This is a genomic window from Streptomyces coeruleorubidus, from assembly GCF_008705135.1.
Classification (GTDB): domain Bacteria; phylum Actinomycetota; class Actinomycetes; order Streptomycetales; family Streptomycetaceae; genus Streptomyces; species Streptomyces coeruleofuscus.
In genome coordinates this window covers 6,906,364-6,925,653 of the sequence record NZ_CP023694.1, presented here as the reverse complement: position 1 = coordinate 6,925,653, position 19,290 = coordinate 6,906,364, and the positions used below count along the sequence as shown (strand labels likewise).

At 71.3% G+C, this 19,290-nt stretch carries 16 protein-coding genes and 1 riboswitch; of the genes, 7 read left to right on the top strand and 9 right to left on the bottom strand.

Annotated features, from left to right (window positions below):
• Positions 1-39: 39 nt before the first annotated feature.
• The 3 genes from CP976_RS32045 to CP976_RS32035 form a co-directional block, all read right to left on the bottom strand.
• Entirely contained in the window at positions 40-1,236 is a 1,197-nt protein-coding gene (locus CP976_RS32045; RefSeq protein WP_150483428.1) for an alkaline phosphatase family protein, read from the bottom strand.
• Positions 1,236-1,823 carry a DUF5998 family protein gene (locus CP976_RS32040; protein WP_150483427.1) on the bottom strand — a complete coding sequence of 196 codons (588 nt, stop codon included), beginning with the start codon at positions 1,821-1,823 and terminating at the stop codon, positions 1,236-1,238. The genes CP976_RS32045 and CP976_RS32040 overlap by 1 nt, the downstream gene beginning before the upstream one ends.
• A 99-nt stretch (positions 1,824-1,922) precedes the next feature.
• Positions 1,923-4,748: a bifunctional acetate--CoA ligase family protein/GNAT family N-acetyltransferase gene (locus CP976_RS32035; RefSeq protein WP_150483426.1), complete on the bottom strand. Its 2,826-nt coding sequence runs from the start codon at positions 4,746-4,748 to the stop codon at positions 1,923-1,925.
• Between the two features lie 178 nt (positions 4,749-4,926).
• Here CP976_RS32035 and CP976_RS32025 point away from each other — a divergent pair, with 178 nt between their 5' ends.
• The gene (locus CP976_RS32025; protein WP_003993478.1) at positions 4,927-5,208 is read left to right on the top strand and encodes an HPr family phosphocarrier protein; all 282 of its coding nucleotides are present in this window, start codon (positions 4,927-4,929) and stop codon (positions 5,206-5,208) included.
• A 159-nt stretch (positions 5,209-5,367) separates the two neighbouring features.
• On the opposite strand, the gene CP976_RS32020 is transcribed toward CP976_RS32025, so the two are convergent.
• The 4 genes from CP976_RS32020 to CP976_RS32005 all read right to left on the bottom strand — a co-directional run bounded on the left by CP976_RS32020 (position 5,368) and on the right by CP976_RS32005 (position 10,180).
• On the bottom strand, positions 5,368-6,063 hold the full coding sequence (locus CP976_RS32020) for a GntR family transcriptional regulator (RefSeq protein WP_086845734.1): 696 nt from the start codon (positions 6,061-6,063) through the stop codon (positions 5,368-5,370).
• Positions 6,064-6,245: 182 nt separating this feature from the next.
• Positions 6,246-7,031: a M23 family metallopeptidase gene (locus CP976_RS32015; RefSeq protein WP_150483425.1), complete on the bottom strand. Its 786-nt coding sequence runs from the start codon at positions 7,029-7,031 to the stop codon at positions 6,246-6,248.
• A gap of 13 nt (positions 7,032-7,044) precedes the next feature.
• A riboswitch (cyclic di-AMP (ydaO/yuaA leader) is annotated at positions 7,045-7,208 on the bottom strand.
• A gap of 192 nt (positions 7,209-7,400) precedes the next feature.
• Positions 7,401-8,789, bottom strand: a complete 1,389-nt coding sequence (locus CP976_RS32010) for a M16 family metallopeptidase (RefSeq protein ID WP_086845730.1) — start codon at positions 8,787-8,789, stop codon at positions 7,401-7,403.
• Positions 8,786-10,180, bottom strand: a complete 1,395-nt coding sequence (locus tag CP976_RS32005) for a M16 family metallopeptidase (protein WP_150485588.1) — start codon at positions 10,178-10,180, stop codon at positions 8,786-8,788. Before CP976_RS32005 ends, CP976_RS32010 begins: the two co-directional genes overlap by 4 nt.
• 455 nt (positions 10,181-10,635) lie before the next feature.
• Here CP976_RS32005 and CP976_RS32000 point away from each other — a divergent pair, with 455 nt between their 5' ends.
• Positions 10,636-13,092, top strand: coding sequence for a DNA gyrase/topoisomerase IV subunit A (locus tag CP976_RS32000; protein ID WP_150483424.1), 2,457 nt, complete (start codon positions 10,636-10,638; stop codon positions 13,090-13,092).
• An 18-nt stretch (positions 13,093-13,110) separates the two neighbouring features.
• Here CP976_RS32000 and CP976_RS31995 read toward each other — a convergent pair whose 3' ends face one another.
• Positions 13,111-14,169, bottom strand: coding sequence for a CobW family GTP-binding protein (locus CP976_RS31995; protein ID WP_150483423.1), 1,059 nt, complete (start codon positions 14,167-14,169; stop codon positions 13,111-13,113).
• Between the two features lie 259 nt (positions 14,170-14,428).
• On the opposite strand from CP976_RS31995, the gene CP976_RS43910 reads away from it, so the two are divergent.
• The 3 genes from CP976_RS43910 (at position 14,429) to CP976_RS43905 (ending at position 15,526) form a co-directional block, all read left to right on the top strand.
• Positions 14,429-14,713, top strand: coding sequence for a DUF6082 family protein (locus tag CP976_RS43910; RefSeq protein ID WP_229875330.1), 285 nt, complete (start codon positions 14,429-14,431; stop codon positions 14,711-14,713).
• Positions 14,714-14,852: 139 nt separating this feature from the next.
• Entirely contained in the window at positions 14,853-15,092 is a 240-nt protein-coding gene (locus CP976_RS31990) for a hypothetical protein (RefSeq protein WP_167537459.1), read from the top strand.
• Positions 15,089-15,526, top strand: a complete 438-nt coding sequence (locus tag CP976_RS43905) for a DUF6082 family protein (protein WP_341874646.1) — start codon at positions 15,089-15,091, stop codon at positions 15,524-15,526. The genes CP976_RS31990 and CP976_RS43905 overlap by 4 nt, the downstream gene beginning before the upstream one ends.
• 134 nt (positions 15,527-15,660) lie before the next feature.
• On the opposite strand, the gene CP976_RS31980 is transcribed toward CP976_RS43905, so the two are convergent.
• The gene (locus tag CP976_RS31980; RefSeq protein ID WP_150483422.1) at positions 15,661-16,821 is read right to left on the bottom strand and encodes a citrate synthase/methylcitrate synthase; all 1,161 of its coding nucleotides are present in this window, start codon (positions 16,819-16,821) and stop codon (positions 15,661-15,663) included.
• Positions 16,822-16,939: 118 nt separating this feature from the next.
• Between CP976_RS31980 and CP976_RS31975 the strand changes: the two genes are divergently transcribed.
• Together CP976_RS31975 and CP976_RS31970 are read left to right on the top strand one after the other, a co-directional pair.
• A complete protein-coding gene (locus CP976_RS31975) occupies positions 16,940-18,199 on the top strand; it encodes a citrate synthase family protein (RefSeq protein ID WP_150483421.1) in 1,260 nt (419 codons plus the stop codon).
• A gap of 53 nt (positions 18,200-18,252) precedes the next feature.
• The gene (locus tag CP976_RS31970) at positions 18,253-19,197 is read left to right on the top strand and encodes a sucrase ferredoxin (RefSeq protein ID WP_150483420.1); all 945 of its coding nucleotides are present in this window, start codon (positions 18,253-18,255) and stop codon (positions 19,195-19,197) included.
• Positions 19,198-19,290: the final 93 nt, after the last annotated feature.

The window sequence follows — 19,290 nt, the reverse complement described above, 5'->3', positions numbered from 1 at the left end:
TCGGTGTGGAGGTCGGGCGGGAGAGGTCGGGGCGGGGCTTCAGGAGCGTACTTCGAGCAGCGGGACCAGCTGCTCGGCGGGGGTCATCGAACCGTGGTTGCCGACCATGGCCGACTCCTTCGGCTCCCGTTCGGAGGCGATGAGCAGGACGTCGTCGCGCGCGGCGGCGACCACGTCGCCGATCCGGCTGTGCACCCGTTCGTCGATCTTCGGGCCGAACCAGCCCGCCGCGATGGCCTCGTCGCGTGAGGCCACCCAGAACTGCTCGCCGAGTACCTCGCGCCAGCAGGTCAGGACGTCGTTCGCGGCCCCGGGCACCGCGTAGACGTGCCGGGCACGGCCCTCGCCGCCGAGCAGGGCGACGCCGGCGCTCAACTCCCAGTCCTCGTCGAAGTCGATGCGGTGCTCTTCGTCGAACGGTACGTCGATCATGCCGTGGTCGGCGGTGACGTAGAGGGCGCTGCGCGGGGGCAGTTGCTCGGCCAGGCGCTGGACGAGGCGGTCGACGTACATGAGCTGGCCGCGCCAGGTGTCGGAGTCGACGCCGAAGCGGTGACCGGCGCCGTCGACCTCGGCGAAGTACGTGTAGACCAGGGAGCGGTCGCCCGCGGCCAGTTGCTCGGCCGCCAGGTCCATACGGTCCTCGCCGGTCAGCCGCCCGAGGAACGTTCCGCCGCTGAGCGCCACCTTGGTCAACGGGGTGCTCTCGAAGGTCGGGGACGACACCTGCGCGGCGTGCACCCCCGCCTTGTGGGCCAGCTGGAAGACCGTCGGGTACGGCTGCCAGGCGCCGGGCGGGGCCCACGGCTGCCACCGCAGCTGGTTCATCAGCTCGCCGGTGTCCGGGTTGCGCACGGTGTAGCCGGGCAGGCCGTGCACACCGGGCGGCAGGCCGGTGCCGACCGAGGCCAGGGAGGTGGCCGTGGTCGCCGGGTAGCCGGCGGTGAGCGGACGTCCGGTGCCGCCGCGCGAGGTGGCGAGCAGGGACGTCATGAAGGGGGCGTCCTCGGGGTGCGCCCTGAGCTGCTCCCAGCCGAGGCCGTCGATCAGGAACACGCAGTTCCGGTCGGCGGGGGCCAGCTCGGAGATCGCGGCGGTCATGCCCGGTACGCCCAGGCCGGCGGCCAGCGTGGGCAGCAGGTCGGCGAGGGAGCCGCTGCCGTACTCGGGGACCGGCGCGGAGGTGACGGTGAGCGGTTCGGGATGGTGGTCCCAGGCCGTGTTCGGCTGTGCCATCAGCGGGCGCTGTCCGCGGTCGCCTCGGAGAGGGCCTGCGCGAAGGCGAGTGCCTGGCGCACGGTCTCCGGTCCGTCCCCGGCCTCACTGACGCGCAGGCTGAGGTCGTCCGCCGTCGAGTTGCCGGTGTAGCCGTGGTCCGCCTCGCAGTTGGGGTCGCCGCAGGCGGCCGGCTCCAGGTCGATGCGGGAGACGGCGCCCCAGCCGATGGTGAGGACGACCTCACGGGGCAGGGTGCCCGGCTTGTACGACTCCGGGTTGGCGACCACGCGGCTGACCACGATCGACGAGATGCGGCTCAGCTTCACCGACTCCGTCGACGTCGTGGCGTACGGCGTCGGGGAGGTGGTGTCGGCGGCCTGCTCGTCGGTGTGGCTGACGATGAAGCGGTGGTCGGTGAGGACGAGCACGGTCACGTGCCGCCGTACCTCGTTCTGGTCGAACGTCGTCTCCTGATGGACCAGGTACGACCGGATGGGCTCGCCGCCCACGGCGGCCTCCACCGCCTCGGCCACGAGGGCCGGGTAGTAGCCGCTGCGCTCGATCGCCGCCCGCAGCCCCTGGGTCGTCGTACTGGTCTTGGCCATGACGCCCATCCTACGGGGGCCCACTGACTGCGAGGCACCGCTCGCCCCCTGTCAGTACGCAGGGAGGGTCCGCTGTCAGTACGCGGGGAGGGTCCGCTGTCAGTAAGCAGGGAGGGTCCGCGGGCCGAGGTCGTCGCGGGCGGGCGGGGGCGCGAGGCGGATCGAGGCGCCCAGGACGCTCAGGCCGTGCGAGGCGACGACGACCGGCTCCAGGGTGACCGCGACGACCTCGGGGTGGTCGTCGACCAGCCGGGACACCCGCAGCAGCAGTTCCTCCAGGGCGCCGGTGTCGGCCGGTGCGGAGCCGCGCCAGCCGAACAGCAGGGGTGCGGTGCGGATCGAGCGCACCAGCGAGGTCGCCTCCTTGTCGGTGACCGGAATCAGCCGGTGGGCCGTGTCCCCGAGCAGCTGCGAGGCGGCTCCGGCGAGCCCGAAGGAGAGCACGGCTCCGGCCGCCGGGTCGATGACGGCCCGTACGACGACGTCCACGCCGCGCGGGGCCATCCGCTGCACGACCGGGCGCAGCTCCTCGGGCGCGCCGAACAGCTCGGTCAACTCGGTGTACGAACGCCGCAGTTGGTCCTCGTCCGCGAGGTCGAGGCGTACGCCGCCCAGGTCGGCGCGGTGCCGCAGGTGCGGGGCGGTGGCCTTGAGGGCGACGGGGTAGCCGAGGGTGCGGGCGGCCTCGGCGGCGGCGTCGAGGGTCGGGGCGGGCAGGGCGCGGTGGACGTGGATGCCGTAGTGGCCGAGCAGGTCGCAGGTCTCCTCCGGCCCGAGCGTGAGTCCCTGTCCGCGCGCGAGGAGCCCGCCGATCAGCGTGGCGGCGCCCTTCTCGTCGATGTCCTCGTACTCGGGCACCCTGCCGGGGTCGGCGGCGTCGCGCCGCCACTGCGCGTAGGCGACGGCCTGCGCGAGGGCACGCACGGCACGTTCGGCGGCGGGGTAGGCGGGGATGAGGTGGGAGTCCTCAGGGGGTTCTCCGGGAGGCGTCGGGCTGAGGGTGACCTGAGGGCTCTCGGCGCGGGTTTGCGGCGGATCGTCCGCGTCGGTCTGCGGTGCCGTGCTCGCCGCCGCCGACAGGGCCTCCGCCAGGCCGCCCAGCTCCACGTGCACCACCAGGACCGGCTTGGCCGGGGCGGCGGCCACCGCGGAGCGCAGCGCGCCGGCGAGGGCCGCGTCCGCGACCGAGCCCTCCCCCACCGCCGGTATGGCGGTGACGACCACCGCGTCGCACCGGTCGTCGGCCAGCGCCCGCGACAGGGCGGTGTGGAAGTCGGCGGCGGAGGCCGCCGTGGTCAGGTCCTGCGGGGGGTGCGGCCGCAGCCCCTCGGCGAGACACGCGTCGTACGTGAGCAGGCCGAGCGACTCGGAGTTGCCGAGGATCGCCACCCGGGGCCCGGCCGGCAGCGGCTGGCGGGCGAGGAGCAGCCCGGCGTCCACCAGCTCGGTGATGGTGTCGACCCGGATCACGCCGGCCTGCCGGAGCAGCGCCGAGACGGTCGTGTGCGGCAGGCGGGTCGCCCGTACGGCGTGGCCCTGGGGAGCCGCTCCGTGCCGGGCGCCCTGGACCACGACCAGCGGCTTGGCCGCGGCCGTCCGGCGGGCGAGGCGGGTGAACTTGCGGGGGTTGCCGATGGACTCCAGGTACATGAGGACGACGTCGGTGTCCGGGTCCTCGTACCAGTGCTGGAGGACGTCGTTGCCGGAGACGTCGGCCCGGTTGCCGGACGAGACGAAGGTGGAGACGCCGGTCACCCCCGTGACGCCGCCGCCGCGCCGGTGCAGCCGGGACAGCAGGGCGATGCCGATGGCGCCGGACTGGGCGAACAGGCCGATCCGGCCCGGGCGGGGCGTCTCGGGGGCGAGGGAGGCGTTGAGCCGTACCCGCGGGGAGGTGTTGATGATGCCGAAGGCGTTCGGCCCGATGATCCGCATGCCGTACGTGCGCGCCTGCCGCACGAGGGCGCGCTGGCGTTCGCGCCCCTCGGTGCCGCTCTCGGCGTATCCGGCGGAGACCACGACCAGCCCCTGCACGCCGTGTTCACCGCACTCGGTGACGACCTCGGGGACGTGTTCGGCCGGCACGGCGACGACCGCGAGGTCGACCGGGCCGTCGATGTCCCGCACCGAGCGGTGGGCGGGCACCCCGTCGAGATCCTTCTGCTCCTCGGGGAGGGCCTTGTTCACGGCGTACAGGCGGCCGGTGAACCCTGCGTCGCGGATGTTCGCCAGGACGCTCCGGCCGACGCCGCCCGGCGTGCGCCCGGCGCCGATGACGGCGACCGAGCCGGGCGCGAGCAGCCGCTGCACGGAGCGGGCCTCGGCGCGGTGCTCGCGGGCGTACTGCACGGCGAGGGAGCGGTCGGTGGGCTCGAGGTCGAACTCCAGACGGACGACGCCGTCCTCGAAGCTGCGTTTCTGGGTGTACCCGGCGTCCGTGAACACCTTGATCATCTTGGTGTTGGCGGGCAGGACCTCGGCGGCGAAGCGGCGGATGCCGCGCTCGCGGGCGACGGCGCCGATGTGTTCCAGCAGGGCGGAGGCGACCCCGCGGCCCTGGTGGGCGTCCTGTACGAGGAAGGCGACCTCGGCCTCGTCGGCGGGTGCGGACGCGGGCGTTCCGTCCGCGCCGATCCGGTCGTAGCGTACGGTGGCGATGAACTCGCCGCCCACCGTGGCCGCGAGTCCCACCCGGTCCACAAAGTCGTGGTGCGTGAAGCGGTGGACGTCCTTGGCGGACAGGCGAGGGTACGGCGCGAAGAAGCGGTAGTACTTCGACTCGTCGGAGACCTGCTCGTAGAAGCTGACCAGGCGCTCGGCGTCATCAACGGTGATGGGCCGGATGCGCGCGGTACCACCGTCGCGCAGCACCACGTCGGCTTCCCAGTGGGCGGGATACTCATGCCGGTCCGGCGAGGTCTGCATGGGCCCCAGAGTACGGCTAGCGTCCGACAGCGGCGCGAGGCAGTCTGTGGAGGGCGTCAGTCGGGTCGAGGCCGCGATCCGACGGCACCCCGGGGCGGGACATCAGGACCGCTCCGGTGCAGCTTCACGATATGGGAAACTGGTCTAGACAACCCTGAAAACCGAAGGGCAGCAACACATGGCTGAGCGCCGCGTCAACGTCGGCTGGGCCGAGGGCCTCCACGCCCGCCCCGCCTCCATCTTCGTCCGAGCCGCCACGGCCGCAGGCGTCCCGGTGACGATCGCCAAGGCAGACGGCAACCCCGTCAACGCGGCCTCCATGCTGGCCGTCCTCGGCCTCGGCGCCCAGGGGGGCGAGGAGATCGTCCTCGCCTCCGACGCCGAGGGCGCGGACGCCGCCCTGGACCGGCTGGCGAAGCTGGTCTCCGAGGGTCTCGAGGAACTGCCCGAGACCGTCTGAGCTTTCTTCCGCACCTGATCCGGTGCACCACTGAAGGGCTCGTCCGAATTCATCGGGCGAGCCCTTCGCCATTTCCGGTCTCGGATCGCCGAATTCCCGTTCACGGGCAGCAGAAATAATCCCCCGCGAATTAGCTGCTCTTTGTATACGGCTCTCGTGTTAATGCCGCAGGCTCGCCGTGTTTACGGGATGTTGCGAGTTCCTCACACGCTCCGCCCGTTCCCCGGCGGAGCCGAAACGCAGCCGGTGCGCACCCGTCGCGCGCTCGGCGTGCAGCGCCGTGACCGCCCGCGCGCGCTCGCTGTCACCGCGCGCCACCGCGTCCACGATCGCGCCGTGCTCGGTCCAGGACTCCACGGGACCGGCCGACGCCTCGACGGTGTACATCCAGGCGATCTTGTGGCGGAGCTGGGTGAGCGTCGAGGTCAGCGCGGGGCTGCCGGAGGCCTGCGCGAGCGTCTCGTGGAACCAGCCGCCCAGGGAGCGCAGGTCGTCGCTGTTGCCCCGGCGGGCGCGCTCCTGGCCGAGCCTGACCAGGCCGCGCAGGACCTTCAGGTGGGCCTCGGTGCGGCGCTGGGCGGCGCGGGCGGCGCCGAGCGGCTCCAGCAGCGTCCGCATCTCCAGCAGGTCGGCGGCCTCCTGCTCGGTGGGTTCGGCGACGCACGCGCCCGCGTGCCGCCGGGTCACCACGAAGCCCTCGGCCTCCAGGGTGCGCAGGGCCTCCCGGACGGGGACGCGCGAGACACCGTAGCGGCGGGCGAGGAGTTCCTCGGTCAGCCGGCTGCCGCGCTCGTAGACACCCGCGACGATGTCGTCCCGGATGGCCGTGCACACCGAGTGCGCGGGAATACGCATGACCGACCTCCGTTTAATCCCCGTGAAACGTCGAGGAGTGACGCGTGTTCCGTGACTCTATTGCAATGAGCCGGAATTTCCGACGGCGGACCGGAATCCATGGATATTTTTTGGACAGCCGGGCGTCACAAACGCCGAAAGCCCCGGCTCGGGAGCCGGGGCCTCGGGTGCGGTGTACGCCGTCAGACGTTCACGCCGTGCGAGCGGAGGTAGGCGACGGGGTCGATGTCGGAGCCGTACTCGGGGCTCGTACGGGCCTCGAAGTGCAGGTGCGCACCGGTGACGTTGCCGGTGGCGCCGGACAGGCCGATCTGCTGGCCCGGAGTGACCTGCTGGCCCACCGAGACACCGATGGACGACAGGTGGCCGTACTGGGTGTACGTCCCGTCATTCATCTTGATCACTACTTGATTGCCGTAGGAACCGCCCCAGCCGGCCTCGACGACCGTACCCATGCCCACGGAGTGGACGGAGGTGCCGCTGGCGGCGTGGAAGTCGACGCCGGTGTGGCTGCCGGAGGACCAGACGGCGCCGCCGGCCTTGTAGCCGGTGGAGACGTAGGAGCCGGAGATCGGGGACACGAAGGTGTTGAGGCGCTTGCGCTCGGCCTCGCGGGCGGCGCGCTCCTTGGCCTCACGGGCCTTCTCGGCCGCCTCCTTGGCCTCCTTGGCCGCCTCGGCGGCCCGCTCACGGGCGGCCTCCTCGGCCTTCTTCTTGGCGGCGGCCTCCTCGGCGGCCTGCTTCTGGGCGGCGGCCTGGGCGTCGATCTGCTCGGCCACGGTGTCGCCGATGGTGACGACAGGGGTGAGACCGGTCTGCTCGACGGCGGGCTCGGCGGCGAAGGCCGGAGCTGCCACGGTGCCGATGACGCCGGTGGTGGCGAGGGCCGCGACGCCCGCGGCGCGGGCGGTGCCGCGCTGCATACGGCTGGGACGACGATGCTTCCCGGTGGCGCGGGTGAACGCCATGGAGTGGCTGGTCCTTTCCTTCCTTCTCGCCTACCGGGTTAGCTGACGGGTTCGGAGCAGGAAGGTCTCCTACGGACCCCCTCGCGGCTCGCGCGGGCGTCCGATTCACCCCAGGGACTGCGTTGGGTCCCCGGCTCCCCTGGCTCGCGCCGTACGGGGACTCGGCGATGACTGTCCGGTGCCGCGGGTGCGGCGCACTGCCTGACGAACAGCCCGGACGAACCTAAGCGGGGCGACTTTCAATTCCCAAACGGATCCCGGTTTTTGTAGCGCATCCCACAGGGCAGACAGGCAACCTCCGCACCAATTCGGGCAAAAAGGAGCCCTGGTGCCTTAGAAGACAACCAGGGCCCCTGCGCGTGCGTGCTCCTACTCGGCGGCGACGACCGAGACTTCGCCGATGCCCAGGGCCTCGACGGGGCCCTTGATCTGCGCCGCGTCGCCGACGAGGACGGTCACCAGACGGTCCACCGGGAAGGCGCTGACGGCCGCCGCGGTGGCCTCCACGGTGCCGGTCGCGGCGAGCTGCCGGTACAGCGTGGCCTGGTAGTCGTCGGGCAGGTGCTGCTCGACCTGGTCGGCCAGCGTGCTCGCGACGGCCGCCGCGGTCTCGTACTTCAGCGGCGCCACTCCGACCAGGTTCTGCACGGCGACGTCCCGCTCGGCGTCGGTCAGTCCCCCGGCGGCGAGGGTGCGCAGCACCGTCCAGAGGTCCTGGAGGGCGGGGCCGGTGTTGGGCGTGTCCACGGAGCCGCTGATGGCGAGCATCGCGGCACCGGTCCCGTCCGGGGCGGACCTGAGGACCTGGCCGAAGGCCCGCACCCCGTAGGTGTAGCCCTTCTCCTCGCGCAGCACGCGGTCCAGGCGGGAGGTGAGGGTGCCGCCCAGGCAGTACGTGCCGAGCACCTGCGCGGGCCACACGCGGTCGTGCCGGTCCGGGCCGATCCGGCCGATCAGCAGCTGGGTCTGGACGGCGCCCGGGCGGTCCACGATGACGACCCGGCCCGTGTCGTCGGCGGTCACCGGCGGTACCGGGCGCGGCTCGGCCGCGGAGCCGGTCCAGGCACCCAGCGTGTCGCCGAGCAGGGCGTCGAGGTCGATGCCGGTGAGGTCGCCGACGACCACGGCGGTGGCCGTGGCGGGCCTGACGTGCCTCTCGTAGAAGGCGCGTACGGCCCCGGAGTCGATCGCGGCGACCGTCTCCTCGGTGCCCTGGCGGGGCCGCGACATGCGCGAGCCGGCCGGGAACAGCTCCTTGGAGAGCTCCTTGGCGGCGCGGCGGCCGGGGTTGGCCATCTCGTGCGGGATCTCGTCGAGGCGGTTGCGGACCAGGCGCTCGACCTCGCTGTCGGCGAACGCGGGTGCCCGGAGAGCGTCGGCGATCAGGCCGAGCCCCTTGGCGAGCCGGGAGGCCGGGACCTCCAGGCTGAGCCGGACGCCGGGGTGGTCGGCGTGCGCGTCGAGGGTGGCGCCGGCGCGCTCCAGCTCGGCGGCGAAATCCTCGGCGGAGTGCTTGTCGGTGCCCTCGGAGAAGGCCCGGGCCATGATCGTGGCCACGCCGTCGAGGCCGGCCGGCTCGGCGTCCAGGGGTGCGTCCAGCAGCACCTCCACGGCGACGACCTGCTGGCCGGGGCGGTGGCAGCGCAGGACCGTCAGGCCGTTGCCGAGCGTGCCGCGCTCGGGAGCCGGGAACGCCCAGGGCTTGGGCTCGCCCCCCTGCGGCTGGGGGTGGAAATCCATCGTGGCGAGCTCGGTCACTTCGCCGCCTCCTCGTTCTCGTCGGTGGCTTCCACGGTCGCCGCGGACTCCGGGGCTTCGGTGCCTTCCGCGCTCTCGGCGTCCGGGTCGGCCGGGGCGATCGGCTCGTAGACGAGCACCGCGCGGTTGTCGGGCCGCAGGCTGGCCTTGGCGACCTCCTGGACCTCCTCGGCCGTCACCTCCAGCACGCGCTGCACGGCGGTCAGGGCGAGCTGCGGGTCGCCGAACAGAACGGCGTACCGGCACAGTTCGTCGGCGCGGCCGGCGACCGTGCCGAGCCGGTCCAGCCACTCGCGCTCCAGCTGGGCCTGGGCGCGCTCCATCTCCTCGGCCGTGGGGCCCTCCTCGGCGAAGCGGGCGAGCTCCTCGTCGATGGCGGACTCGATGACCGGGACCTCCACGTCACCGGACGTCTTCACGTCCAGCCACCCCAGGGAGGGCGCCCCGGCGAGCCGCAGCAGGCCGAAACCGGCCGCCACGGCCGTACGGTCGCGCCGTACGAGGCGGTTGTACAGGCGGGAGGACTCGCCGCCGCCGAGGACCGTGAGGGCCAGGTCGGCCGCGTCGCACGCGCGCGTGCCGTCGTGCGGCAGCCGGTAGGCGGCCATCAGGGCGCGCGCCGGGACCTCCTCCTCGACGACCTCGCGCAGCTGCTCGCCGATGATCTCCGGAAGCGTGCCGTCCCGGGGCGCGGGCTTGCCGTCGTGGCCGGGGATGGAGCCGAAGTACTTCTCGATCCAGGCCAGCGTCTGCTCGGGGTCGATGTCGCCGACCACGGAGAGCACGGCGTTGTTCGGCGCGTAGTAGGTCCGGAAGAACGCCCGCGCGTCCTCCAGGGTGGCCGCGTCCAGGTCGGCCATCGAGCCGATCGGGGTGTGGTGGTAGGGGTGGCCCTCCGGGTAGGCGAGGGCGGTCAGCTTCTCGAAGGCGGTGCCGTACGGGACGTTGTCGTAGCGCTGGCGGCGCTCGTTCTTGACGACGTCCCGCTGGTTCTCCATCGACTCGTCGTCGAGCGCGGCCAGCAGGGAGCCCATGCGGTCGGCCTCCAGCCAGAGGGCGAGCTCGAGCTGGTGGGCGGGCATGGTCTCGAAGTAGTTGGTCCGCTCGAAGCTGGTGGTGCCGTTCAGCGAGCCGCCCGCGCCCTGGACGAGCTCGAAGTGGCCGTTGCCCTTCACCTGGGCGGAACCCTGGAACATCAGGTGCTCGAAAAGGTGAGCCAGGCCGGTACGCCCCTTGACTTCGTGGCGCGAGCCGACGTCGTACCAGAGGCACACCGCCGCGACCGGGGTCAGGTGGTCCTCGGAGAGCACCACGCGCAGGCCGTTGGCCAGGCGGTGCTCGGTCGCTGTCAGGCCCCCGGAGCCTGCCTGGGCTGTGGCCGTGTGACCCATGGGCATGTACGTCCCTTCGATCGCGGCGCGGTCGTCGAACCGCGGTTTTCCTGGCGAGTCCTGCCACTGTATGCAAGCGTGCGGGGCCCTGGTGAAGTTCCCGAGGGGCGTACGCGGAGAGCGTGAGAGGGAAGCGGCCGGGGCGGTGTGCGGTGGTGACGGCGTGCCTCGCCCGGGGCCCGGTGACCGCGGTGTCCGCGTACGGTCATCCCGGCGCACGGCAGGCCGCCCGGAGCCGGGAGGCTCCGGACGGAAGACGGCGGGCGGGCCGGCCCACGGCGGTCCTCCGACGGGGTCCCGGGCCGCCGCTGCGGCCCGGCGAGCGGCGGCCTCGACCGTGTGCGAACCCCTGCCGGTGGGGCCGTGGGCAGGGTCCTGGTCCCGGTTGTCAGTGCGGCGGTCCACAATGGTCGGCGTCAGATCTCGTTCCACGCTTCAGCAAGGAGCCGGCAGCGATGGCCCGCCGCAGCACGAAGACCCCGCCGCCCGACGACTCGTACGAGGAGAGAATCCTCGACATCGACGTCGTCGACGAGATGCAGGGCTCCTTCCTCGAGTACGCGTACTCGGTCATCTACTCCCGCGCCCTGCCCGACGCGCGCGACGGCCTCAAGCCGGTGCACCGCCGCATCGTCTACCAGATGAACGAGATGGGCCTGCGCCCCGAGCGCGGGTACGTCAAGTGCGCCCGCGTCGTCGGCGAGGTCATGGGCAAGCTGCACCCGCACGGCGACACGTCGATCTACGACGCCCTCGTGCGCATGGCCCAGCCCTTCTCGATGCGCGTCCCCCTGGTCGACGGCCACGGCAACTTCGGTTCGCTGGGCAACGACGACCCGCCGGCCGCCATGCGGTACACCGAGTGCCGGATGGCCGAGGCGACGAGCCTGATGACGGAGTCCATCGAAGAGGACACCGTCGACTTCAACCCCAACTACGACGGCCAGGAGCAGGAACCGGTGGCCCTGCCGGCCGCCTTCCCGAACCTCCTGGTCAACGGCGCCTCCGGCATCGCGGTCGGTATGGCCACGAACATGCCTCCGCACAACCTGCGCGAGGTGATCGCCGCCGCCCGCCACCTGATCAGGTACCCGAACGCGGACCTCGACGCCCTGATGAAGCACGTCCCGGGCCCCGACCTGCCCACCGGCGGCCGCATCGTCGGCCTGTCCGGCATCCGGGACGCCTACGAGACGGGCCGTGGCTCGTTCAAGATGCGCGCCACGGTGTCCGTGGAGGCCGTGACGGCCCGCCGCAAGGGTCTCGTGGTCACCGAGCTGCCCTTCACGGTCGGCCCGGAGAAGGTGATCGCCAAGATCAAGGACCTGGTGGGCTCGAAGAAGCTCCAGGGCATCGCCGACGTCAAGGACCTCACCGACCGCGCCCACGGCCTGCGCCTGGTCATCGAGATCAAGAACGGCTTCGTGCCGGAGGCGGTCCTGGAGCAGCTGTACAAGCTGACGCCGATGGAGGAGTCCTTCGGCATCAACAACGTCGCCCTGGTCGACGGCCAGCCGCTCACGCTGGGTCTGAAGGAGCTGCTGGAGGTCTATCTCGACCACCGCTTCAACGTCGTGCGGCGGCGTTCGGAGTTCCGCCGCGGCAAGAAGCGCGACCGGCTGCATCTGGTCGAGGGTCTGCTGACGGCCCTGCTGGACATCGACGAGGTCATCCGCCTCATCCGCTCCAGCGACAACTCCGCGCAGGCCAAGCAGCGCCTGATGGAGCAGTTCTCGCTGAGCGAGGTGCAGACCCAGTACATCCTCGACACGCCGCTGCGCCGCCTGACCAAGTACGACCGCATCGAGCTGGAAGCGGAGAAGGACCGGCTCAACGCGGAGATCGAGGAACTGACCCGGATCCTCGACTCGGACACGGAACTGCGCAAGCTGGTCTCCACCGAACTGGCCAATGTCGCCAAGAAGTTCGGCACCGACCGGCGTACGGTCCTGCTGGAGTCGGGCGGGGCCCCGGTCGCCGCCGTGCCGCTCCAGGTGGCCGACGACCCGTGCCGGGTGCTGCTGTCCTCGACGGGGCTGCTGGCCCGTACGGCGAACGGCGAGCCGTTCCCGGAGGACGCCGGTGCCAAGCGCGTGAAGCACGACGTGATCGTCTCGGCGGTGCCGGCCACCGCCCGCGGCGAGGTGGGCGCGGTCACCTCCACGGGCCGGCTGCTGCGGCTGAACGTGGTCGACCTGCCCCAGCTCCCGGAGTCGATGCCGACGCCGAACCTCGCGGGGGGCGCCCCGCTGGCGGAGTTCGTCTCCCTGGAGGACGACGAGACGGTGGTGTGCCTGACGACGTTCGACGAGTCGTCGCCGGGCCTGGCGCTCGGCACGGCACAGGGCGTCGTCAAGCGCGTGGTGCCGGACTACCCGGCCAACAAGGAAGAGCTCGAGGTGATCACCCTCAAGGAGGGCGACCGGATCGTCGGCGCGGTCGAGCTGCGCACCGGTGAGGAGGACCTGGTCTTCATCACCGACGACGCCCAGTTGCTGCGTTTCCAGGCATCCCAGGTCCGGCCGCAGGGCCGCCCGGCCGGCGGCGTGGCCGGCATCAAGCTCACCGAGGGCGCGAAGGTCATCTCGTTCACGGCGGTGGACCCGGCGGTGGACGCCGTCGTCTTCACCGTCGCCGGCTCGCGGGGCACGCTGGACAACTCCGTGCAGACGACGGCCAAGATGACCCCGTTCGACCAGTACCCGCGCAAGGGCCGCGCCACCGGCGGCGTCCGCTGCCAGCGGTTCCTGAAGGGCGAGGACTGCCTGTCCCTGGCCTGGGCGGGCCCGGCCCCGGCCCTCGCCGCGCAGAAGAACGGCACACCCGCCGACCTCCCGGAGATGGACCCGCGGCGTGACGGCTCGGGTGTGTCCCTGGCGAAGACGGTGGCCGTGGTGGCGGGGCCGGTCTAGAGCCCCCCGGCGGAGGGCTCAGGCAGGCTCTGCCGGGTCCTCCTCCGGATTCTGTACGTACCTCAGGACGCCCCACATGCCGCGCTCGTCGGCGTGCGGGGCGTCGCTCCTGCACGCGCCGAGTTCCTTGTCGAGGCTGGAGGCGTCGATGCCGGAGCCGATGAGCACCAGCTGGGTGAGGCGTTCGCCGCCGGCCGGCCAGGGCTCCGGGTAGAAGCGCAGGAACCGCCCGACAGCATGGACGGCGTAGCGGTTCAGGACGTCGTACGGCCCGAAGTCGACATAGCCCTTGATCCGGTACAGCCCCTCGGGCCGGCTGTCGAGGAACTCCATCAGCCGGCGCGGGTCGAGGGGCTCCCGCGAGACGAACGACAGGCTGTCGTAGGCGCTGTGCAGGTGCTCGGCGTGGTCGTCCGTACCGTGCTCGTGCAGGTCGTCGAAGGACAGCTGCCCGAGGCGCTCCTCGCTCGGCCTGCAGTCGAAGAGGAACTCGGGGTCGATCCGGCCGTAGGAGGCCGGGACGACGGCGGCGCGGTCGACGAGGGAGCGGACCAGTTCGAGGACGCGTTCGCCGTCCGCCGCCCGGTCGAGCTTGTTGACCACGGCGAGATCGGCCAGCGCGAGATGCCGGTCGATCTCGGGGTGCCTGGACCGGGTGTCGTCGAACTCGGCGGCGTCGACGACCTCGACGAGCCCGCCGTACACGATCCCGGGGTGCTCGCTGGCGAGCACCATCCGCACGAGTTCCTGCGGCTCGGCCAGTCCGCTCGCCTCGATGACGATGACGTCGATGCCGAGGGAGGGCTCCGCGAGCCGTTCCAGGTACTGATCCAGCTCGCTCGCGTCTACGGCACAGCACAGACACCCGTTGCCCAGCGAGACCGTCGAGTCGCCGAGCGCTCCCGCCACGGCCATCGCGTCGATCTCGATGGCCCCGAAGTCGTTGACGATGGCGCCGATACGACTGCCGCCGCTGCGGTGGAGGAGGTGGTTGAGGAGTGTGGTCTTTCCCGAGCCGAGGAATCCGGCCAGGACGACGACCGGGATCTGCTGCGGTTCCGGGCTCGGCAGGCTCACCGTGCGACCTCTCTCACGCCGACGCGTGCACCGGCTCGTTCCCGGCACACGTACGAGGATGGGATGCCGCCCCAGGATACGAGCCGCGGGAATCACGACGAAGTGAACGACTGTCAGCAGCACTCGCGGGCAGACGTTGGGTGGGGCACGCAGGATTCGAGCTTGCGACGGCTGGGCGCCATGGTCTCGGCGGGGATCGCCCTGGCCGCGAGCGCCGCCGGCGCCATGGCCGCGCGGTGGCTCACGTACCACGCGTTGCGTGCACGGATCACTCGGAGTTGCTGAGCAAGACAATGGACGACCCGGAGCTGGCCGAGGTGCTGGACGCGTACGACGGACCGTCTCGCCCAGGAAGCTCCGCCAGTTCCACTTCGCCAGCGCCCTCTACACGAACGCCCTGTGCAGCTACCGCATGGGCAACATGAACCGCGAGGAGTTCTTCGGCTTCATGCCCTGGCCAACTCTCCCGAGGACACGGACGAGTGGTGGGTTGTGGGTGAGCCCGCCGGTAGACAACGAAACACACCAACCTGCCAACGAGTAGTCAAACTGGGTCTACTCTTCCCTGAGTTGCGGGTGATCCCGCAAGTATCGTTCGCACCACCGAGCTGCCGGCGCCGCACTGACAAGCGCTCGCCGGATTCCGGTATTCGCGTGCTCTGCCATGCACTTAAGGATCATCAGTGACACTGATTGTTCGTCGGATCGGCATTCCCCCGCGTGAACGCGGAAGCACTTCCGGCGCAAACTGCCCCGACCTCTTCGAACTGGCCGACGGCAACTTCGCCGTCATCGGGACAGAAGCCACCGCCGAGTTGGAGAGCGAGCTTCCTGGAGACGCCTCGCGAGCCGACTACGAAACGATCGTCATCATCACCCGGGAAACCCTCGTCCGCACCAAGGCGGACATCCCGGACGCCTGATCCCGCACTCGAGCGCGGTTTCCCGTACCTCTGGCAGGGAAGCACCACGCAGCGCCGTCTTTTCAGGGCCTGCTCTGCTCCTGCTTGTGATCACACTGCTGTTCCAGCAGCGAGAATTGCGCTTGCAGCGTCAGGAGCTGTCCCTACAGCGCCAAGAACTCATCTCCTCCCGCGAAGAACTACGACGCAGCGCAAGAGCCGACCTTCGAGCGCTGCACGTCCCATTGACTCAGATGGCAATGGACGATCCCGCCCTCGCGCGTGTATGGAACGACTATCCGAGCGAACCGCATGAAGTGGTGCGCCAGCACTTGTTCGCCAAGCTCACTTTCGGCCATTACCTGCTCTTCTACGAATGGGGAGACGTAACGGAAGAAGAGTTGCTCGAGTACGCTCGGACCCTTCTCCGAAGCCCCTTGTTCCACCGCTACTAGGAAGCTTCTCGTGGCGCGAAAGAGGGCCTTTCGCCGGACAGTCACGAGGGTCGGCTCTTCCGAATCTTCGAGCAGGCCATTCGCGAATCTCAGGCCCACGGAACACCCAATCCACCGTGACGTGCGGCAGGCACTCAGACGCCCCCACTTCCTTGCGGAGCCGGTCCCACATAGCGCGCAACCGGCCTGATGATCTTCGTGTCCTCCGCCTGTTCCAGGATGTTGGCGCTCCAGCCCACCGCGCGCGCGGCGGCGAATGTCGGTGTGAACATCTCCCGGGGCAGGCCGCAGAGCTCCATGACCACGCCCGCGTAGTACTCGACGTTGGTGTGGAGTTCGCGGCCCGGCTTCAGCTCCGCCAGGATCGCCTCGACGTGCCGCTCGACCTCCACGGCGAAGTCCACCCGCGGACCGCCGAATCCCTGGGCGACCTCGCGCAGCATCCGCGAGCGCGGATCCTCCGTGCGGTAGATGGCGTGCCCGAAGCCCATGATGCGCTCACCGGAGAGCACCCGCTGCCGTACCCAGGAGTCGATACGGTCCGGGGTACCGATCGCGTCCAGGGTGTCCAGCGCGCGGCTAGGCGCACCCCCGTGCAACGGCCCCGACAGCGCCGCCACCGCACCGGCGAGGCATGCCGCCACGTCCGCACCCGTCGACGCGATGACCCGGGCCGTGAAGGTTGATGCATTGAATCCGTGATCAATGGTTGAGATCAGGTATTGCTCGATCGCCCGTGCCTGCCGCTCGGCCGGCACCGAGCCGGTCAACATGTACAGGTAGTTGGCTGCGTACGACAGGTCCTCGCGCGGCTCCACCGGCTCGAGCCCTTTCCCCAGCCGGTGCAGCGCCGTGAGCAGCGCGGGTACGGCCGCGGCCGCCTCGAGGGTGTCCTGCCTGCGCCGGTCGGCTTCGATGTCGTACACGGGCCGGAAGCCCTTGGCGGCGCCCAGCAGCGACAGCGCCGTGCGCATCCCGGCGAGCGGGCCGGAGCGCCCGCCGGCCGCCGCGATGACCGGCAGGGCCGCTCGCACCTCGTCGGGCAGCCGCCGCAGCGCCGCGGTCTCCGCCGCGAAGACCGCGCTCTGCCGGGCGTCCGGCAGTTCGCCGTGTACGAGCAGGTGCCAGACATCCTCGAAGGTGCGGGTCCGCGCGAGGTCGACGGCGGAGTACTGCCGGTAGTGGTAGAAGCCCTCGACACCACGGACGTCACCGATCCGGGTGTCGGTGACGACGACACCGGCGAGTCCCCGTGGTGCGTCGATGAGAGCGGCTGCGGACCTGTTGACGGACATGTCTTCCTCCCTGGACCCCTGGACTTGATTCAACTGTCCATGGTTGACTCAAGTTGTGTCAATATTGATTGAATCAATGTATCGGTCAATGGCCCCCTAGGCGGATACCGTGACCCCCATGCGCGATCAAGAACCCTCCCCCCGCGACGCTGAACGGCGGCTGAGCACCAAGGAGGCCGCCGAACTGCTCGGCGTGAAGCCGGAGACCGTGTACGCGTACGTGAGCCGCGGTCAGCTCAGCAGCCGGCGGGTTACCGGCGGACGAGGCAGCACCTTCGACGCCAGGGAGGTCGATGCGCTCGCCCGGCGCAACAGGCGGGATGCCGCGGGGAGTTCCCCCTCCGGCGGCGAGTTGTCCGTACGGACCCGCATCACCCTCATCGAGAGCGACCGCTACTACTACCGCGGTGTCGACGCCGTCGACCTGGCCACCCGGCACAGCTACGAGGAGGTCGCCGAGTGGCTGTGGACCGGCCGGATGCGGCCGGGCACCACGTTCACCGCGCCGGCCGCCTCGGTCGCCGTCGCGCGCCGCGCCGTCGACACGCTGCCCGAACACGCCGCGCCCACCGACCTGCTGCGCGTCGCGACGATCGCCGCCGCGACCGCCGACCCGCTGCGCTACGACCTGTCCGAGGACGCCGTGCTCGGCACGGCGCGCACCCTCATTCCCACGCTCGTCGCCGCTCTGCCACCGGCGGGACACGACCGCCGCGACGAGGGGCCCCTGGCCCACCGCCTGTGGACCCGGCTGTCGCCGCGCAAGGACCCCGACGAGGCGTCCCTGCGCGCCCTGGACACCGCCCTCGCCCTCCTCGTCGACCACGACCTGGCGGCCTCCACGCTCGCGGTGCGCGTCGCCGCGTCGGCCCGTGCCCACGCCTACGCGGCGGTCTCCGCCGGACTCGGCGTGATCGAGGGCCCGCTGCACGGCGCGGCCAGCGGTCTCGCCCACCGGCTGCTCGTCGACGTGCTCGACCAGGGCGACGCCGCGCCCGTGATCGCGGACGAACTGCGCGCCGGCCGCCGCATCCCGGGACTCGGCCACCGGCTCTACCCGGGCGAGGACCCACGCGCGCGTGCCCTGTTCGCCCTCCTGGAGCGAATCCCGCGCGCGGAACCCGCTCTCCTCGCGGCCCGGGACATCGTCGAGACCACCGCCCGCCACGCCCCGCTGCACGCCAACGTCGACCTGGCGCTCGCCGTGCTCACCACGTCCTGCGGCATGCCCCCGACCGCGGGCGAGACGATCTTCGCGGTGGCCCGTACGGCAGGCTGGATCGCCCACGCCCTGGAGGAGTACGGCGAGCGGCCGTTGCGCATGCGCCCGAGCGGTCTCTACGCCGGTCCGAAACCCCCTCAGCCACTACCGGAGTAGTGCTGGGCGGGGCCGAGAGTCGCCCCGATCCAACTCAGGTTAGGCTTACCTCTGTGAGTACGTGTTCAAGCGTCTCCCGGGGCTCCGCCGAGCCCGTTTCGGGAACCGCGGCCACCGCGAGGACCTGGCTGTTGCTGGAACAGCCCGGTCCGTGGGGTGCCAAGGCGCTCACTTCGAGCCACCTGGACCCCGCCCTGGGCCGTGCCCTGGAGGCAGCGGCGAAGGACACGGGCGTACGGATCGTGCTCATCCGCCGCCCCGGACGCCACGCGGACCGCCGGATGCCCGCCGCACGCCGGGTGTACGCGGCCCACACCGTTCCGGGAAACGTCTGGCTGCACGGCGCGACGATCTCGGACCCCGGGCAGCTCCTCGACCTCGATTTCGCCGCACTCGGCCGGGGCGAGCACCGCTCCTTCGACGCGGTGCTCGGCGGACGGCCGCACGACGGCGAGCCGCTCGCCCTCGTCTGCACCAACGGCAAGCGCGACCGCTGCTGCGCCCTCCTCGGCAGGCCTCTCGCGGCCGAACTCGCCACGTCCGGGGTCGAGGGCGTCTGGGAGGTCACCCATCTGGGTGGTCACCGCTTCTCCCCGACGGTGCTCGTGCTGCCGTACGGATACGCGTACGGCCGCGCCGAGGCGCACACCCTCAAGGAGGTTCTGCACGGTGCGCGGGAGGGGCGGATCGTCGTGGAGGGGTGCCGGGGCAGCTCGGCCTGGGAACGGCCCGGTCAGGCGGCAGAGCTCGCCGTGCGCACCAGGACCGGCGAAGACGCCGCGGAGGCGCTGAGCGTCGTACGGACGGTCGGCGCGGCCCCGCGCTGGGAGGTGACCGTCGCCCACGCCGACGGGCGCCACTGGCAGGTCGAGGTGGCCCAGGGGGCGGCCCTGCCGCCCCGGCCGGAGAGCTGTGGGGCGGCAGTCCTCGGTTCGCCCGCGCGGATGGACGTCGTGGCGGTGCGCGAGGTGAGGGTGACGACGGCGCTCGCGAGCTGACCGGTCCACAGGCCGCGGGTCCGGATCGTCTCCTCAAGCATTGATCAAGAGATCCACGCCACACCCATTACGGCAGCTAGCCGGCCCCACGTA

Coding starts and splice junctions, on each gene's coding strand:
- CP976_RS32045 (WP_150483428.1), bottom strand. CDS start 1,236: ATGGCACAGCCGAACACGGCCTGGGACCACCATCCCGAACCGCTCACC.
- CP976_RS32040 (WP_150483427.1), bottom strand. CDS start 1,823: ATGGCCAAGACCAGTACGACGACCCAGGGGCTGCGGGCGGCGATCGAG.
- CP976_RS32035 (WP_150483426.1), bottom strand. CDS start 4,748: ATGCAGACCTCGCCGGACCGGCATGAGTATCCCGCCCACTGGGAAGCC.
- CP976_RS32025 (WP_003993478.1), top strand. CDS start 4,927: ATGGCTGAGCGCCGCGTCAACGTCGGCTGGGCCGAGGGCCTCCACGCC.
- CP976_RS32020 (WP_086845734.1), bottom strand. CDS start 6,063: ATGCGTATTCCCGCGCACTCGGTGTGCACGGCCATCCGGGACGACATC.
- CP976_RS32015 (WP_150483425.1), bottom strand. CDS start 7,031: ATGGCGTTCACCCGCGCCACCGGGAAGCATCGTCGTCCCAGCCGTATG.
- CP976_RS32005 (WP_150485588.1), bottom strand. CDS start 10,180: ATGGGTCACACGGCCACAGCCCAGGCAGGCTCCGGGGGCCTGACAGCG.
- CP976_RS32000 (WP_150483424.1), top strand. CDS start 10,636: ATGGCCCGCCGCAGCACGAAGACCCCGCCGCCCGACGACTCGTACGAG.
- CP976_RS31980 (WP_150483422.1), bottom strand. CDS start 16,821: ATGTCCGTCAACAGGTCCGCAGCCGCTCTCATCGACGCACCACGGGGA.
- CP976_RS31975 (WP_150483421.1), top strand. CDS start 16,940: ATGCGCGATCAAGAACCCTCCCCCCGCGACGCTGAACGGCGGCTGAGC.